The sequence below is a fragment of the Streptomyces capparidis genome (assembly GCF_054782095.1).
The window spans coordinates 1-15,742 of sequence record NZ_BAAGTD010000039.1; the positions used below are offsets into that span (position 1 = coordinate 1).

Annotated in this window: 17 protein-coding genes; 8 read left to right on the forward strand and 9 right to left on the reverse strand. The window is 77.0% G+C overall.

All coding sequences use genetic code 11. The features are described from left to right. Nucleotides 1-78 precede the first annotated feature (78 nt). The 3 genes from ACYVO2_RS26540 to ACYVO2_RS26550 form a co-directional block, all read right to left on the reverse strand. Entirely contained in the window at nucleotides 79-858 is a 780-nt protein-coding gene (locus ACYVO2_RS26540) for an alpha/beta fold hydrolase (RefSeq protein WP_461010524.1), read from the reverse strand. A 115-nt stretch (nucleotides 859-973) separates the two neighbouring features. Then, on the reverse strand, nucleotides 974-2,608 hold the full coding sequence (locus ACYVO2_RS26545; protein ID WP_461010525.1) for an SMI1/KNR4 family protein: 1,635 nt from the start codon (nucleotides 2,606-2,608) through the stop codon (nucleotides 974-976). A 103-nt stretch (nucleotides 2,609-2,711) separates the two neighbouring features. Beyond that, complete coding sequence (locus ACYVO2_RS26550) at nucleotides 2,712-3,701, reverse strand: LacI family DNA-binding transcriptional regulator (protein ID WP_461010592.1); 990 nt, start codon at nucleotides 3,699-3,701, stop codon at nucleotides 2,712-2,714. Between the two features lie 266 nt (nucleotides 3,702-3,967). Between ACYVO2_RS26550 and ACYVO2_RS26555 the strand changes: the two genes are divergently transcribed. The 3 genes from ACYVO2_RS26555 to ACYVO2_RS26565 all read left to right on the forward strand — a co-directional run bounded on the left by ACYVO2_RS26555 (nucleotide 3,968) and on the right by ACYVO2_RS26565 (nucleotide 5,982). Next, the gene (locus ACYVO2_RS26555; protein ID WP_461010526.1) at nucleotides 3,968-4,963 is read left to right on the forward strand and encodes an ROK family protein; all 996 of its coding nucleotides are present in this window, start codon (nucleotides 3,968-3,970) and stop codon (nucleotides 4,961-4,963) included. A 63-nt stretch (nucleotides 4,964-5,026) separates the two neighbouring features. Further along, nucleotides 5,027-5,398, forward strand: coding sequence for a VOC family protein (locus ACYVO2_RS26560; RefSeq protein WP_461010527.1), 372 nt, complete (start codon nucleotides 5,027-5,029; stop codon nucleotides 5,396-5,398). 152 nt (nucleotides 5,399-5,550) lie between these two features. After that, on the forward strand, nucleotides 5,551-5,982 hold the full coding sequence (locus tag ACYVO2_RS26565; RefSeq protein ID WP_461010528.1) for a MarR family winged helix-turn-helix transcriptional regulator: 432 nt from the start codon (nucleotides 5,551-5,553) through the stop codon (nucleotides 5,980-5,982). Nucleotides 5,983-6,060: 78 nt separating this feature from the next. Here ACYVO2_RS26565 and ACYVO2_RS26570 read toward each other — a convergent pair whose 3' ends face one another. Both ACYVO2_RS26570 and ACYVO2_RS26575 read right to left on the reverse strand, forming a co-directional pair. Beyond that, nucleotides 6,061-6,693 carry a LysE family translocator gene (locus tag ACYVO2_RS26570; protein ID WP_461010529.1) on the reverse strand — a complete coding sequence of 211 codons (633 nt, stop codon included), beginning with the start codon at nucleotides 6,691-6,693 and terminating at the stop codon, nucleotides 6,061-6,063. Between the two features lie 52 nt (nucleotides 6,694-6,745). Beyond that, nucleotides 6,746-7,120, reverse strand: coding sequence for an ArsR/SmtB family transcription factor (locus ACYVO2_RS26575; protein WP_461010530.1), 375 nt, complete (start codon nucleotides 7,118-7,120; stop codon nucleotides 6,746-6,748). A 170-nt stretch (nucleotides 7,121-7,290) separates the two neighbouring features. On the opposite strand from ACYVO2_RS26575, the gene ACYVO2_RS26580 reads away from it, so the two are divergent. Next, nucleotides 7,291-8,538 (forward strand): MFS transporter, encoded by a 1,248-nt coding sequence (locus ACYVO2_RS26580; protein ID WP_461010531.1) that lies wholly within the window; start codon nucleotides 7,291-7,293, stop codon nucleotides 8,536-8,538. Between the two features lie 2 nt (nucleotides 8,539-8,540). Here the strand turns inward: ACYVO2_RS26580 and ACYVO2_RS26585 are convergent, their stop codons facing one another. Next, on the reverse strand, nucleotides 8,541-9,086 hold the full coding sequence (locus tag ACYVO2_RS26585; RefSeq protein ID WP_461010532.1) for a hypothetical protein: 546 nt from the start codon (nucleotides 9,084-9,086) through the stop codon (nucleotides 8,541-8,543). 273 nt (nucleotides 9,087-9,359) lie between these two features. Here ACYVO2_RS26585 and ACYVO2_RS26590 point away from each other — a divergent pair, with 273 nt between their 5' ends. Next, nucleotides 9,360-9,911: a GNAT family N-acetyltransferase gene (locus tag ACYVO2_RS26590; RefSeq protein WP_461010533.1), complete on the forward strand. Its 552-nt coding sequence runs from the start codon at nucleotides 9,360-9,362 to the stop codon at nucleotides 9,909-9,911. Nucleotides 9,912-10,593: 682 nt separating this feature from the next. After that, entirely contained in the window at nucleotides 10,594-10,779 is a 186-nt protein-coding gene (locus ACYVO2_RS26595) for a hypothetical protein (protein WP_461010534.1), read from the forward strand. Between the two features lie 41 nt (nucleotides 10,780-10,820). Here ACYVO2_RS26595 and ACYVO2_RS26600 read toward each other — a convergent pair whose 3' ends face one another. Further along, complete coding sequence (locus ACYVO2_RS26600) at nucleotides 10,821-12,044, reverse strand: geranylgeranyl reductase family protein (RefSeq protein WP_461010535.1); 1,224 nt, start codon at nucleotides 12,042-12,044, stop codon at nucleotides 10,821-10,823. A 158-nt stretch (nucleotides 12,045-12,202) separates the two neighbouring features. Between ACYVO2_RS26600 and ACYVO2_RS26605 the strand changes: the two genes are divergently transcribed. Next, entirely contained in the window at nucleotides 12,203-13,570 is a 1,368-nt protein-coding gene (locus ACYVO2_RS26605) for a M20/M25/M40 family metallo-hydrolase (RefSeq protein WP_461010536.1), read from the forward strand. 54 nt (nucleotides 13,571-13,624) lie between these two features. Here ACYVO2_RS26605 and ACYVO2_RS26610 read toward each other — a convergent pair whose 3' ends face one another. Then, the gene (locus ACYVO2_RS26610; RefSeq protein WP_461010537.1) at nucleotides 13,625-14,386 is read right to left on the reverse strand and encodes a class I SAM-dependent methyltransferase; all 762 of its coding nucleotides are present in this window, start codon (nucleotides 14,384-14,386) and stop codon (nucleotides 13,625-13,627) included. A gap of 1 nt (nucleotide 14,387) precedes the next feature. Continuing rightward, a complete protein-coding gene (locus ACYVO2_RS26615) occupies nucleotides 14,388-14,915 on the reverse strand; it encodes a MarR family winged helix-turn-helix transcriptional regulator (protein ID WP_461010538.1) in 528 nt (175 codons plus the stop codon). Nucleotides 14,916-15,131: 216 nt separating this feature from the next. On the opposite strand from ACYVO2_RS26615, the gene merB reads away from it, so the two are divergent. Then, nucleotides 15,132-15,695 (forward strand): organomercurial lyase, encoded by a 564-nt coding sequence (merB, locus tag ACYVO2_RS26620; RefSeq protein ID WP_461010539.1) that lies wholly within the window; start codon nucleotides 15,132-15,134, stop codon nucleotides 15,693-15,695. The last annotated feature ends 47 nt before the right edge of the window (nucleotides 15,696-15,742 follow it).

Genomic DNA, 15,742 nt, shown 5'->3' on the forward strand with positions numbered 1-15,742 from the left:
CAACCACCACCGACCCCACACCGGCCTCGGCGGCCATCCACCAGCGAGCCGCGTCACCAACCTGTCCGAACAACACATCTAGGGCCGGTGCTCGTCCAGGAAGCCGAGGATCAGGCCGAGCCACTCCTCGGGGGCCTCCGCCCACGGCAGGTGGCCGGCGCGCAGCTCGGCGAACCGCGCGCCGGGGATGCCGTCGGCGAGCTCGCGGTGCAGATGGGGCGTGACCAGGTTGTCCAGCGTCGTGGACACCACCAGCGTCGGCACGGCCACCCGGGCCAGGTCGCCGCTGACGTCGGCCCGCGACGCCAGGTCCAGGTGCTCGGGGGTGCCCGGGGGCAGGGTCGCCGCGCCCGTCTTCACCGCGAGGTCGAGCTCGTCCTGACCCAGCCGGTCCACGGCGGGCACGGCGGCGGCGGACAGCGTCAGGACCGCCGCGGTGCGCTCCGCGTCCCCGGCCTCGTACAGCTCGCGCCACACCCGCAGCGCGAGCAGCAGCCGCGGGTTCGGCCGGGCGAAGCCCGCGGTGAGCACCAGCGCCGTGACCCGCTCCGGGTGGCGGACGGCGGCGCGTACCGCCACGGGCGCGCCGAGGGAGTACCCCGCGACGGCGAACGTCTCGAGCCCCTCCTCGACGGCGGCCCCGACCAGCGCGTCGGCGAGCCCGTCGAGGGTCAGCGGGGCGGTGGCGCGCGGGGTGCGGCCGGTGCCGGGGTAGTCGGGGGCGACCACGGTGCGGTGCTCCGCCAGGCCGTCCGTGATCGGCCCGTAGTTGCCCTCCGCGCTGCCGCCCGCGCCGTGCGCGAGCAGCAGTCCCGGGCCGGAGCCGCGGACGGTGCGGGCGAGGGGGGAGGAGGACATCGCGATCTCCTTGCGTCGCTTGCCGTTTTCCTGCGATGCGGCGACGCTAAGGCCCGACATCGGTGTGAGAGTCAACTCGATGCGGCCCGGATCACACCGGCCGCCCGAGGCTCCCTCACCCCCCTGCTCCGCGAGCCTCCGCCGAGCCCGCCAGCCGCCCGCTGTGGTACCGCAGGTCGCAGCCGTCCCCGAACAGGGCCGCCCACCGCGCCAGCTCCCCGGGCGACGGCTCGCCCGCCAGCACGGCCGCGGCCAGGCCGGGCGGGGGGCCGGTGCGCTCCCACAGCTCCACCCACTGCTCGTGGCGCAGCGCCAGGTACAGCAGGCCCGCCATCCCGGCGACCGCCGCCAGGTCGGGCACCGCCGCCCGGGACAGGTCCAGGCCGTACAGCCGCGGGCAGTTGCGCAACGGGGCCACGGACACCGGCCGGGCCGACGCGACGGTGACCGCGCGCAGCGCCGGATGCCCGTCCAGGGGGCCCAGGTCCACCGTGTCGAGGTCGAGTTCGAGGCTCTCCACGGGGACGTCGCGCAGCGGGGCCAGGTCGGGCGGCGCGCCGCCGGCCAGGCGTATCCGCCGCAGCCGCCCCGCCCCGCGCAGCGGCTCCAGGTCCGCCTCCCCGGCCGCGTCCAGCACCTGGACCTCGCCGAGCCGCGCCGCGGCCGCCCGCACGGCGGACGCGTGCACCGGGCCGGGGTTGTCCTCGGGCAGCCCCGCCTCGATCCACAGCTCCTCGCCGTCCGCGTCGCACTCGTGGTCGCCGCGCTCCAGCGCCTGGAGGTGGCGGCGCAGCAGCGAGGTCACGGAGTCGGCCACCAGGACGGGTCCCCCGTTGTGGTTGCGGCCGATCCGGATGACCTGCCCCGGGCGCCCGCCCCGTGCCGGGTCCATGTCCACGGCGAGGAAGTCGCCGCCGGTGCTGTCGGCGAACGGGATCCAGCGCGGGCGGTCCGCCGAGCGCCGCACCGCCGCCGGCGGGGGCGGGTCGTGGCGCACGGCGTCCAGGCCGTGGTACCGCCAGGTGTCGCCGAGGGCCCACCAGTGCTCGCCCCGGTGCAGGTCCGCCACCTCCGACAGGCTCAGCCACACATGGCGGTCCAGCAGCCGGGCCCCGGCGTCCCCGCCGTCGCCGTCGGCCACCGCGTAGAGCACGCGCAGGTCGTCGGGGAGGGGCACCCCCAGAGAGCGCTCCAGCTCCTGCCGCCGCGCCGGTTCCGGTGGCGCGGGCAGCCGCTCCAGGTCCCCGGCGGCCCTTCCGAGCAGCCGCGCCCGCTCCTCCAGGTACCGCCGCAGCAGCCGCACCGCCTCCCGCGGGTCCCCGGCCTGCGCGGCGTTCGCGGGGCCCGGTTGGTCGTCCCCGGCGTCGGGCGCGCGGACGCCGGGCCGCAGGACGAGGACCCGGCCGGGGCCGCCGCCCACCTGTGCGCCGATCGACCCGCTGGTGACCGCCTCGAAGCGGCCGGCGCGGTCCACGGCCACCTCCACGGCCAGCTCGTCCGCGCCGTGCCCGTCAGCGCCGTACCCGTCCGCGCCGTGGACACGGCCCACCAGCTCGGACAGCCGCCGGTCGCCGCGGTGGTGCGAGGAGCCGTCCGCGAGCGTGTACCGCAGGCGCGTGTGCGCGCCGCCGCCGCGGTGGGCGGTGGCGCTCAGGGACGCCGTGCGCCACTCCTTGGGCGCGCGCTCGGCCATGCCCCGCGCCATCTGTTCGAGCAGCGCCGCCGCCCCGCGCTTGTGCCTGTCCGCCACACCAGCCCCGTTTCCCCGCACCGATTCTCGTTCCGACGGGTCATGGTTATCAGGGCGGTGCGACAACGCCGCCGGGCGAGGGGCCCGCGGGCGGGGCGCCGTCTCACGGGCGGGGGACCGGCACCTCCCCCGAGCCCCGGACGATCAGCCGTCCCGCGAGCTCGATCGTCCGCGGCGGCCCCGACTCGCCCTCCAGCCGGCGGAAGAGCAGCTCGGCGGCCGTCCTGCCGAGCCGCCCGGGGTCCTGCGCCACCACGGTGACGGCGGGGGTGAGCAGGTCGGCGAGCTCGAAGTCGTCGAAGCCGACCAGCGCCACCGGCTCGGGCCTGGCCACCAGGACCCGCAGGGCCGTCACCGTCACCCGGTTGTTGCCGGAGAAGACCGCCGTGACCGGCTCCGGCAGGTCCAGCATCCGCCGCACCTCGGCCCGGACCCGGTCCGGCGCGGTGGGGCCCATCGACACCCACGCCTCGTCGACCGGCAGCCCGGCCGCCGCCATGGTCTCCCGGTAGCCGCGCAGCCGCTCGCCCGCGGTGTGGATGCCCCGCTGGTCGCCGATGAACGCGATCCTGCGGTGCCCCTGCCGGATGAGGTGGGTGACCCCGTCCCGCACCCCGCCCGCGTTGTCGGTGAGCACCGCGTCGGCGTCCAGTCGCTGCGCGGGCCGGTCGACGAACACCGCGGCTATTCCGGCGGCCATCTCCGGCTGGAGGTAGCGGTGGTCGCCGGACGCCGGGACGATGACCAGGCCGTCCACCCGCCGCGCGCAGAACGCCAGGGCGAGCTCCTGCTCCCGTTCGGGGTCCTCCGCGCTCGACCCGGTGAACAGCAGGGAGCCGTGCGCGCGCGCCACCTCCTCCACGGCCCGGCTGAGCGCGGAGTAGAAGGGGTCCCCGAGGTCCTCCAGGAGCAGGCCGATGCTGGAGGTCCTGCCCTTGCGCAGGATGCGGGCGCTGTCGTTGCGGCGGAAGCCGAGGGCCTCTATCGCGGCCTGCACGCGCTGCACGGTGTCGGGGGTGACGCCGGGCTCGCCGTTGACGACTCTGGAGACCGTCTTCAGGCCCACGCCCGCGCGGGCAGCCACGTCCTTCATGGTGGGGCGGGCGCCGTACCGCTGCGCGGCGGTGGCCCGGGAGTTGCGCGGCTGGTCCACGGTCTCCTCGTCCTCCTACAGGTGTGCGGGCTACAGGTGTGCGGGGCGTGCAGGGTACGGGCTGGACAACGTTGTCAGCAAAGGCGAGACTACCCCGCGGGCCCCCGGCCCGAGGACTTGCCGGAAAACCTGCCGACGACTCGCCCGCCCCGCGGGGCCGCCGGAGCGCGAGCGGCGCGGCAGCCGTGAGAAGGAGAACCACGCCGATGCACACCGACGGCCTCGCCGCCGTGCCCCCGGCCGCCGCCCGCGCCGGGGAGGCCGGCCTGATCGCCGCGCTGGACATCGGCGGCACCAAGATCGCGGGCGGACTGGTGGACGCGCGGGGCGCCCTGCTGGGGCGCACGCGGCGGCCGACCCCGGTGGACGGGGACGCGGGCGCGGTGATGGCCGCGGTGGAGGAGGTCCTCGCCGACCTGGCCGCGCGCCCGCAGTGGGCCGGGGTGCGGGCCGTCGGCGTCGGCAGCGCCGGGCCCGTGGACGCCTCCCGCGGCACGGTCAGCCCCGTCAACGTCCCCGGCTGGCGGGACTTCCCGCTGGTGGCCGGGGTGGCCGCGGCGAGCGGGGGGCTGCCGGTGGTGCTGACCGGGGACGGGGTGGCGATGACGGCCGCCGAGCACTGGCTGGGCGCGGCCCGCGGCTTCGACAACGCGCTGTGCATGGTGGTGTCCACCGGCGTCGGCGGCGGCCTGGTCCTCGGCGGCGCCCTGCGCCCGGGCCCGACCGGCAACGCCGGCCACATCGGGCACATCAGCGTGGACCTGGACGGCGAGCCGTGCCCGTGCGGGGGCCGCGGCTGCGTGGAGCGGATCGCCAGCGGGCCCAACATCGCCCGGCGGGCGCTCGCCCAGGGCTGGACCCCGCCCGGCGGCGACGCCTCGGCCGCGGCGGTGGCGCGCTCCGCGCGGGAGGGCGACCCGGTGGCCGCGGCCTCGTTCGACCGCGCCGCGCAGGCCGTGGCCGCCGCGATCGCCGCCGTCGCGGCCGTCAACGAGATCGAGGTCGCCGTGATCGGCGGCGGTGTGGCCGGCGCGGGCGAGCTGCTGTTCGCGCCGCTGCGCCGGTGGCTGGAGGAGTACGCCACGCTGTCCTTCACCCGCGGCGTCCGGGTGCGGCCCGCCCTGATGGGCACGGACGCGGGCCTGGTCGGCGCGGCGGCAGCGGCGGCGCAGGCGCTGGACCTGGCACCGGAGCGCTGGTAGCCGCTTCCCCGGCCCGCGGCAACGCAGGTGCGTACGCGCCCGTCGATGGGGCAGGATCGGCCCGTGCTGAGGATCGGGACAGTGGTGATGGGTGCGGAGGACGTCGGCCGGGCGTCCGCGTTCTGGTGCCGGGCGCTGGGCTACGAGCCCAGGGAGGAGCGGGAGGGCGACTGGGTGGTGCTCGTCCCCGCCGGCGGCGGCCCGGGCACGCACCTCGCGCTCGGCCGCAGCGAGACCCCCGTGCAGGAGCGGCCCCGCGTGCACCTCGACCTGTACGCGGCCGACGCCGCGGAGCAGGCCGCCGAGGTGGAGCGGCTCACCGGGCTCGGGGCGCGGCGGGTGGACTGGGACCTGTACCCGCCGGACCCGGACTTCGTGGTCCTCGCCGACACCGAGGGCAACCGCTTCTGCGTCATCGACGCCACCCACGGCTGACCCGCCGGGGGCCGCCCCGGGCCGGCCCCCGGCGGCACGGGGTGCCGCAGGAGGCGGTGGCCACGGTGGGGGGAGCTCACGGCGGAATGAGTGAATCTCGAAATATATGAGCCGAAACTATGTGCCTTCCGTCGCTGGTTATCATGACTGCCATGACCGGCCCCATCGACCCCGAGCGGCAGGCCGTCGCCGACAAGGAGCTGTGCGGGCTGGTGAACCGCCTGGCCCGGCGCATCGAGGCGCATGTCAGGGAGCGGGCCGCCACCCTGGAGCTGACCGCGTCGCAGGCGACGGCGCTGCGCGAGCTGACGGGCCCCATGACGCTCAGCGAACTCGCCGAGAGGATGAGCTGCGAGCCGTCCAACGCCACGTTCGTCGTGGACCGCCTCGGCAAGCTGGGCCTGGTGGAGCGCCGCCCCCACCCCCGGGACCGCCGCGCCAAGCAGCTCGTCCTCACCCCGGCGGGCGCCGCGCTGCGCGAGAGGCTGGTCGAGCTGCTGTCCGCCGAGTCCCCGCTGGCCGCGCTCACCCGCGAGGAACAGCGGACCCTGCACGAACTGCTGCTCCGGGCCGCCGCCCGCTGACGATCCGGCAGGTCGGGGGCGCCGGGCCCGAAGCGGCGCCTCGCGGAGCAGGCTCCGCGCCCCCGCCCGCCGCCGTGCTCACCGGTCCACGGCGAGCCGTACACCGAGGCCGACGAAGATGCCGCCCGTCGCCACGTCGATCCTGCGGCGGGCGGCCTGCCTGCGGCGCAGCCAGCCGCCGATCCGTCCCGCCAGCACCCCGACGGTGCCGTCCACCAGGAACTCCAGCGCGATCAGGACCGTGCCCAGGATCACGAACTGCAACCACACCGAGCCCAGTTCCGGGTTGATGAACTGGGGGAGGAAGGCGATGGTGAACGTGACCATCTTCGGGTTCAGCAGATTGGTGAGCAGCCCGCTGGTGAACGCCCGGCGGCCGGAGACGCCCCCGCCCGAGGCCGCCACCTCGCCCTCGACGCCCTTGCGCCGGCGGATCATCTGCACGCCGAGGTGGATGAGGTAGGCGGCGCCGACGACGCGCACGACGGTGAAGGCCACCGGCACCGCGGCGAACAGCGCGGCCAGTCCGGCGGCGGCCACGGCGACGTGGATGGCCTCGCTCACCGCCACCCCGGTCGTGGCGAGCAGCCCGGCGCGCGGGCCGCCCCGCATGCCGCACCCCAGGACGAACAGCATGTCGGGCCCCGGGGTGATCATGGCGACGAGTGTGGTCAGGGCGAAGGCCGCCAGCAGGTGTTGGTCGACGGGCACCGCGTGAGGATGCCACGCCGCCGCGGCGGGGCCAACCGATTTCCGGCCCGGGTCAGGGCGCGCGGTCCGGCTCCCACGCGGCGACCAGGTCGAGCAGCCCGGGGAAGCGGGCCTCGAGGTCGGCCACCCGCACCTGGCTGCGGCGCTCCAGGCCGTACTGGCGCTGCCTGGTGACGCCCGCCTCGCGCAGCGCCTTGAAGTGGTGGGTGAGCGAGGACTTCGGGCGGTCGATGCCGAACCAGCCGCAGGAGTGGTCGAACTCCTCGGACTCCAGCAGCAGTTTGCGCACGATGAACAGCCGCAGGGGATCGCTCAGCGCCCCCAGCACCTTCTCCAGCCGCAGCTCGCCGACGGCCGGCTCGGGCAGCGGCTCGGGCGGCTCCGCGGGCACGTCGACGGCGGACCTGGCTCGGGCGGTGTGCGCCATGGGGCGGCTCCTCGTCACGTCGTCCCTTGTTCGACTCCAATCGTACTGGGTGCTAAGTTCGAAAAAACCCGTACAGGGTCGCCGCCGGTCGTGCGCCGGGCGCCCCCCGCGCGCCCCGCCCGCGGGCGCACCCGCCCGGGCCGACCCCCACCGAGGCCAGAAGGAGTCCCATGCCCCCCGCACGAACGGCACCCCGGTCCGCCGCGCCCCCCGCACGGCCGCCGCACCGCCCCCAAGTCCCCGCCCGCCTGCTCTGGCTCGCCGCGTGGCCCGTCACCGCCGTGTTCGTGCTGTCCAACGCGGCCACACCGCTGTACGTGCTGTGGCAGCGCGAGATCGGCTTCTCCGACGGCACCCTCACCGTGGTCTTCGCCTCCTACATCGCCGGGCTGCTCGGTTCCCTCCTCGTCTGCGGGGTCGTCTCCGACCGCGTCGGCCGCAAACCGGTGCTGCTGCCCGCGCTCGTCCTCGCCGCGGCGGCCTGCCTGGTGTTCGCGACCGCCGGTACGGTGGCGGCGCTGCTCGTCGCCCGGCTGCTCACCGGGATCGCCGTCGGCGCCGTGGTCTCGGCGGGCATGGCCGCGGTGACCGACGTGGCGGGACCGGACCGCAGGCCGCTCGCCGCCCTGCTGGCCTCCTCCGCGATGGTCCTCGGCGCCGGCCTCGGGCCGCTGCTCGCCGGGGTGCTCTCCGAGACGCTGCCCGGACCCACCGTCACCGTCTTCGCGGTGGAGGCGGCCCTGCTGGCCACGGCGTTCGCGGCGGTGCTGCGGCTGCCGCTGCCCCGCCCCGCGCCCGCGACCGCCGGCGGCCCGTGGATCCGGGTGCCCGGCGTCCCCCGGGGCGACGGAGCCCGGCTCGCCGCGGGCGTCGCCGTGTTCGCGCCCGGCCTGACCGCGACGTCGTTCGTGCTGTCGCTCGGCCCGTCCCTGCTGTCCGGCCTGCTGGGCAGCGGCAGCCGGGTGCTCGCCGGGGGCATCGCGTTCGTGATGTTCCTCGCCGCCGCGGCGGCGCAGTTCGCGGTGCGGCGCCTGCCCAGGCGGTCCGTCCTGGCCGCCGGGGCCGCGAGCACCGCCGCCGCCGTGGCGGCGCTGGTCGCCGCGGTCCACACCGCCTCGGTCCCGCTGCTCGCCGCCGCCGCGGTGCTGGCCGGCGCGGGCCAGGGCATGGGGCAGCTCGGCGGCCTGTCGCTGCTCAACTCCGCGGTCCCGCCGCACAAGCTGGCCGAGGCCAACGCGGCGCTGAACGTGGGCGGCTACCTCGCCGCCGGGACGCTGCCGGTCGCCGCGGGCCGGCTCAGCGACGCGGTGGGCCTGACCACGGGCACCACCGTCTTCGGCGCGGTGCTCGCGGGCCTTGCGGTGGCCGGAGGCGTGGTCGTCGCCGTCACCGGGCGGCGGACACCGGAGCGGGCCTGAGCTCAGCGGCGCTCCGGCGCGGCCGCCCGCGTCTCGCGGTCCGCGCCCAGGGCCGCGCCGACCCGCCGCATCCCGCGGCGCCTGCGCGCGCCGTACCAGGCGATCCAGGTGAGGAACACCGCAGAGAGCACCCCGAAGCCGATCCCCTCGCGCGGGCCGAACGCCGCGAACGACAGCGCCGTGACCCCGCCGAACAGCAGGAAGAGGAAGACCAGGGCCGCCCGGTGGTGCCGTGTCCGGTGCGTGCGGCGCGCCACGAGGGCGCGCATCGCCTCCCGCTCCCGCGGGTCCTCGGGCACCTCGCCGCGCCCCAGCCTCCGGTCGAGCGACACCAGGGTGTCCGTCGACCCGCCCACCGTCCGCCGGTCCCTGCGGCGCACGAGGAGCAGGACGGCGACCCCGCCGAGGGAGCAGACCGTGACGCTCCCCAGCACGTCCCCGACCGAGCGGCGCGGGCTGATCGCGACGACGATCGCCGTCGCGGCGAGCACCGACAGCACGACCTGGATCCACAGATGCCTGCCGAGCCACGTCCCGAGCCTGTCCATGCCGTCAACTCCCCTTCCGCACGCGAGTGGTGATGGTTCCTCTCCTGCCCGGCGGCCCCCGGCTCATGGGCGAGGGGCGTGGTACGCTCCACCGGCCCTGGCACCTTGATCATTCACGGGAGCCCGCGCACGACCGCGGCGTCGCCGACGCCGCCCCGTCCGACGAGGGAGGTTGATGAATATGGCCCGCCCCGCGCTTCCTCAGCATGCCCTTGTCCGGGCCGCGCGGGCTGAGCGGCGGCCCGGTCGACCGAGTCGACCAGGAGTGTTCGCATGTCATCTCCTTCCTCCCCTTCCCCCTTCGCCGCACCGGCGGAGACCGACCTGACCACCGACCGCCTCGTCCTGCGGCCCTGGACGGACGGCGAGATCGACGCCGTCCTCACCGGGCGGCGCCTGCCGCACTGGGCGGAGGACTTCCCCGCCGAGGGGGACCGCGTCATCGCGGGCTTCGTCGAGGGCAGGCCCGAGGCCCTCGGCGAGTGGGGCCAGCGCCAGATCGCCGAGCGGGCGACCGGCCTGGTGGTCGGCGCCATCGGGCTGTTCTGGCCGCCGTCCGACGGCGCCGTGGAGTTCGGCTACGGCATCGTGCCGTCCCGGCGCGGGCGCGGCTACGCCACCGAGGCCGCCCGCGCGCTGGTGCGCCTGGCGCTGACCGCGCCGGGCGTCCGCGAGGTCCGGGCGGCCGCGGAGACGGCCAACCCGGCGTCCGTCCGGGTGCTGGAGAAGGCCGGTCTGCGGCGGACCGGCGGCGACCGGGCCACGGTGCGGTTCGCGGCCGCCGCGGACGACCTGCCGCCGGGATCGGGGCCGGCGGAGCGCTGAACCGGCGGGCCGCCTCCCGCGCGGCGGCGCGCGAGGCGGCCCGGCCGCTGGTGCGGCGCCGGGGCCCGATCCGCTCCGGCCCCGGCGCGGCCGCCCAGGGCGAGTGCGGCGCGGGCGGCGGCACGCCGTTCTCGGCACCGCCGGCCGTACGGCCCGGCCGCGCCGCTCCTCCCGCCCCGGGGACGACCTCCCGCCGCCCGCGCACCTCCGCGCCGGACGCGATCCGCGACCGCGCCGCCGAGAGGGCGCGGCGCACCGGACCCCGGGCCACCACCGCCCGTCCGTGCCCCGCCCGTCCGTGCCGGCCTCCGCCACTGCCCCGCCGCCACTGCCCCGCCGCCACATCACCGGCCTCCCGCCACCGTCCCGCCGTCCCCGGCCCACCGCCCGCCGGGCGCCGGGCTGTTGAGCCCTCGGCTGCCCCGCTTACGTAAAGGGTTGGTGAAGGCAAGCGATTGCTACCTGCGCGAGGGAGTACGGCATGCCCGGAGAAGTCCCGCCCGTCCACGGCCGCCACGCCACGCCGCCCGGTGACCCGCCGCACGCCGGGCCGTTCCGCCGGGTCCACCGCGTCCGCGCCCCGCGGCGCGGCGGGCGGTGCCACGGCGCGCCGCCCGGCGCGTGGCGCGCCGCGTCCCGGCGGGCCGCCCCGCGCCCGCACGGGTCCCGGTGAGGTGCGGCCGTGGCAGTCACCGGCATGTCGATCGCCGTGTACAGCGTCAACCCGGTCACCGGGGAGCGCACCGTCATCAAGGAGCGGTCGTTCGTCGCCGCCGACCCGCGCAAGGGCGTCCCCGCCTACCAGCCCTACCGGCCCTGCGAATGCCCGCGGTGCCGGGACAAGCCGCCCGAGGAGCGGGCGCGGTGAGGCGGGCCCGGGGGCACGGCCGGGCCGCGGCCCGGCCGGCCTCAGCGGTCCAGCGCCCCCAGCGCCCGACGCGCCACCGCGTGCCGCTGGAGCAGCTCCCCGAAGGTGGTCCCGCCCCGGACGAACCGCGTGAACGCGTTCCACACCGGGGGGAAGGTGGTGATCGCGCCGTGGAAGACGCTCGGGCGCCGTTCGAAGGCGGCGAGGAGCTGCCGCCCCGCGCTCATCTCCACGCCGAGGCCCGCCTTGATCGCGAACGCGTAGTTCAGCGCCTGGTGCCGCGCGGCCACCGCGTCCGGGGCCTCGGCGACCTTCACCGCCCACTCGCCCGCCAGGCGCCCCGAGCGCAGCGCGTAGGAGATGCCCTCCCTGGTCCACGGCTCCAGCAGCCCCGCCGCGTCACCGGCCACCAGCACCCGGCCCCGGGACAGCGGGGAGCCCTCGGCGCGGCAGCGGGTGAGGTGGCCGGAGGACATGGCCGGCTCGAACCCGGAAAGGCCCAGGCGCGCGACGAAGGCGTCCAGGTAGTTCTTGGTCGCGCCGCCCTGGCCGCGGGCCGCGATGACGCCGACCGTCAGCACGTTGCCCTTGGGGAACACCCAGCCGTAGCTGCCGGGCAGCGGCCCCCAGTCGATCAGGACCCGGCCCGCCCAGTCCTCCGCGACCGCGTCCGGCACCGGGATCTCGGCCTCCAGGCCCAGGTCCACCTGGTCGAACTTCACCCCGACGTGCGCGCCGATGCGGCTGGCGCTGCCGTCCGCGCCGACGACGGCCCGGGCGAGGACGACCTCGCCGTCGCTGAGGATCACCGCGACGGTCCGCCGGTCGGGCACCGAGGGGCCGTGCTGCTCGACCCGGGAGACGGTGGCGCCGGTGCGCAGCACCGCGCCCTCCTTCACCGCGGCGTCCGCCAGGGCCGCGTCGAACTCCGGCCGGTTGACCAGGCCGAACAGCGGCTTCCTGGCGCGGCGGGTGCGGCCGAGGCGGCCGTTCATGGTGAACGTGACGGCGGTGACCCGGTCCCGCAGCGGCAGATCGAAGCCGGGCGGCAGCGCCTCGCGGGACGGGCCGATGATGCCGCCGCCGCAGGTCTTGTAGCGGGGCAGCTCGGCCTTCTCCAGCAGCAGCACCCGGCGCCCGGCGGCAGCGGCGGCGCGTGCGGCAGAGGAGCCCGCCGGTCCGGCGCCGACCACCACCACGTCCCACACGTCCTCGTCCACAGCGCCCGTCCCACCACTGTCCTGTGCCGACTGCTCGCTACTCACGCGTCGCATCCTACGGTGGCGATGCGATCATCGGCGCGGGGCAGACCCGGGAGGGACCCGCGGCCGGAGTACCGTTCACCACGGATTTCACCCACGGCAGCCGCGGCCGCCGCCCGTGGCACCGTCGCCGACCCGTCCGCCCACCCGTGAGGAGCGCCATGCCGACCAACCCACTCGCCGACGCCGTACGCGCCGCCATGCCGCGCGCCCGCGCCGACCTCGCGCAACTGGTGTCGTTCCCCTCGGTGGCCGACCCCCGCCAGTTCCCCCGCGAGGAGTGCGAGAAGGCCGCGCGGTGGGTGGCGGACGCGCTGACCGTCGAGGGCATGCAGGACGTCGCGCTGATCGCGACCCCGGACGGCACCGAGTCGGTGTACGGGTACCTGCCCGGCCCCGAGGGCGCGCCGACGGTGGTGCTGTACGCGCACTACGACGTGCAGCCCCCGCTGGACGAGGAGGCGTGGACCACCCCGCCGTTCGAGCTGACCGAGCGGGAGGACGGCCGCTGGTACGGGCGCGGCGCCGCCGACTGCAAGGGCGGGCTCATCATGCACCTGACCGCGCTGCGGGCGCTGCGCGAGCAGGGCGGGGTGCCGGTCTCGGTGAAGGTGATCGTCGAGGGCTCGGAGGAGCAGGGCACCGGCGGCCTGGAGCGGTACGTCGAGGCCCACCCGGAGCTGCTGGCGGCCGACGCCGTCGTGGTCGGGGACGCCGGCAACTTCCGGGTCGGCGTGCCGACCGTCACCACGTCGCTGCGCGGGATGACGCTGGTGGAGGTGGCGGTGGAGACCCTGGAGGGCAACCTGCACTCGGGCGTGTTCGGCGGGGCGGCGCCGGACGCGCTGGCCGCGATCATCCGGATCTGCGACTCGCTGCGGGACGAGGCGGGCGACACCGTCGTCGACGGGCTGCCGCCGGTGCCGGACCACCCGGAGTCCGTGCCGTACCCGGAGGAGGTGTTCCGCGCCGACGCCAGGGTGCTGGACGGGGTGGACCTGCCCGGCACCGGGTCGGTGGGGGCGCGGCTGTGGGAGCGGCCCGCCGCGACGGTGATCGGGATCGAGTGCCCCGGGGTGGTGGGCGCCACGCCGTCGGTGCAGGCGTCGGCGAAGGCGCGGATCAGCCTGCGGGTGCCGCCGGGCATGGACGCGGAGGCCGCCGAGGAGGCGCTGATCGCGCACGTGAAGGCGCACACGCCGTGGAACGCGCGGGTGAGCGTGCGGCGGATCGGGCGGGGGCAGCCGTTCCGCGCCGACACCGGCACCCCGGCGTACGCCGCGATGGGCGAGGCGATGCGGGAGGCGTTCGGCCGGGACATGGTCGCCATGGGCATGGGCGGCTCCATACCGCTGTGCAACACCCTGCACGAGACCTACCCGGACGCCGAGATCCTGCTCATCGGCCTGTCGGAGCCGCAGGCGCAGATCCACGCGGTGAACGAGAGCGTGGACCCGCTCGAACTGGAGCGGCTGGCGCTGACGGAGGCGCTGTTCCTGCGCCGGTACGCGCAGTCGCGGACCGCCTAGGGCAGCCTCCGCGCCGTCCGCGCCGTGGGGCGGAGCGGACGGCGCGGGAGTCCGTCACGGCCTGACGGCGTGCAGGACGCGCATCCCCCGCTCTCCCGCCTCGTCGCGCAGCACGTCGAGACCGGCGGCCCGGCACTGCGCGGCCACCCACGCGTGGGCCAGCCGCAGCTTGGGGTAGCTGCTCGCCCGCATCCGCCACCCGTCCGGGGTCCTGGTGTGCAGCAGGTCGTGCACCAGCACGGTCTCCTCGTCGGTGTACTCCAGGAAGCAGGTGAGCAGCCGGTCGTCGGTGGCGCGGACGGGCAGGAAGCGGTCGGGGCCGTGCAGGGCGCCGGTCAGGTCGCGGTAGGTGGCCACGAAGTGCCCGCCGGGCCGCAGCGCGCGGGCGGCCTCCCGGAGCAGGTCCACCACGTCGGCCCTGGCGGGCAGGTGCGGCAGCGTGTCGCCCATGCACACCACGGCGGCGGCGGTGCCGGGGGCGGCGGCCCCGGGCAGGGCCGTGCGGATGTCGCCGTGCCGGACGCGTATCGCTCCGTCCGCCCCGGCGGCGCGCGCGTGCTCCGCGAGCTCGGCGAGCAGTTGTTCGCTGCCGTCCACGGCGACGACGGGGGAGAAGCCGAGGCGGAACAGCGCCAGCGACTGCGGGCCGGGGCCGCAGCCCAGGTCGACGGCGGGCGCGCCGTCCCCGGCCGGGCGCACGCCCAGCCCTTCGAGCAGCCCGGCCTGGCGCTCGGCCGCGGCGTGGAGGTCGCCGCCGAGCATCCAGGTGTAGTGCTCGGCGAGCAGGTCGTCGTAGTGCTCCGCGGCGGTGGCCACGTCAGGTCCCTTCGGTGGGGCCGGCCGTCCGGGGCCCGGGACCCGGCGGGACCCGGACCGCGGACCGCCCCGTGCGCACCCACGAGGCGAGGTCGGCGAGGTGGACGTTGGTGAGCGCGGAGTCGAGGGCGGTGCCGAGCGCCGCGCGGTAGGTCGGTGTCGCCTCGGCGTGGCGCGCCCGGCCCGCCTCGGTGACGGTGGCCGCGACGCCCCGGCCGTCGTCCTCGGCGGAGGTCCGCACGGCCAGGCCCCGCGCCTCCAGGCGGGCGACGAGCCGGGTGACCGTGCTGTCCTTCAGCCCGATCCGGTCGGCCAGTTCGCCCATGCGCAGCGCGGGCCCGCTGTCGGGCCGGCTCAGCGCGCACAGCGCCCGGTACTCCGTGAGCGGCAGCCCGTGGCGGTGCCGGAGGGTCTCGTCCAACCGCCGCTCGACCCGGTCGAGCAGCCGCACCGCCATGCACCAGCGGTCGTCCTCCGCGTCCCCCGCGGGCGCGGCCGTGCCGTCCGACACGGACTCAGGTACGCTCATGCCCGACAGAGTATCTGCTTGTGCAAGCAAATAACACCGGGGTGAGGCCGTCACCCCCGGCGGTGCCGTGAAGGGAGTCGCGCATGGGCAGTGAGCCCGCCCCGCAGGACGAGACGGAGGCGGTGCGCCTCGCCGTCTACCAGGGCTTCGCCGCGACCGGCCGGGCCCCTCGGCGTCCCCGGGCTCGCCGCCGCCACCGGGCTCGGGCCGAAGCGGGTGCGGCGGGCCCTGCACCGGCTGCACGCGAGCCGGGACCTGGTGCTCGACGCCCCGGACGGCGAGCGCGTGCTGATGGCGCACCCCTTCTCCGCCGTCCCGCTGGGCTTCTCCGTCATGGGGGAGAGCACGCTGTGGTGGGGCGGCTGCGCCTGGGACTCCTTCGCCGTCCCGCACCTGCTGCCCGAGCTGCCCGACGCGCTGGTCGCCACCCGCTGCCCCGGTTGCGGCGCCGCCCTCGCCTGGGTGGTCGGCCGGGCCGCGCCGCCGGAGGGGGAGCAGGTCGCCCACTTCCTCACCCCCGCCCACCGGGTGTGGGACGACGTGCTGCACGCCTGCGGCCACCAGCGCCTGTTCTGCGGCACCGGGTGCGTCGACCGCTGGCTGGACCGCACCGGCCACCCCCGCGGCGACGTGCTGGACCTGGCCACGCTGTGGCGGCTCGCCGCCGGCTGGTACGCGGGACGGATGGACCGCGGCTACCGGCGGCGCGACCCGTCGTCTTCGGCGGAGTACTTCGCGCGGGTGGGCCTGCGCGGCCCCTTCTGGGGGCTGCCCGAGTGACCGGCCCGCAGCGGCCCGCACCGGGCCCGGCCAACCCGCTGCCGAAC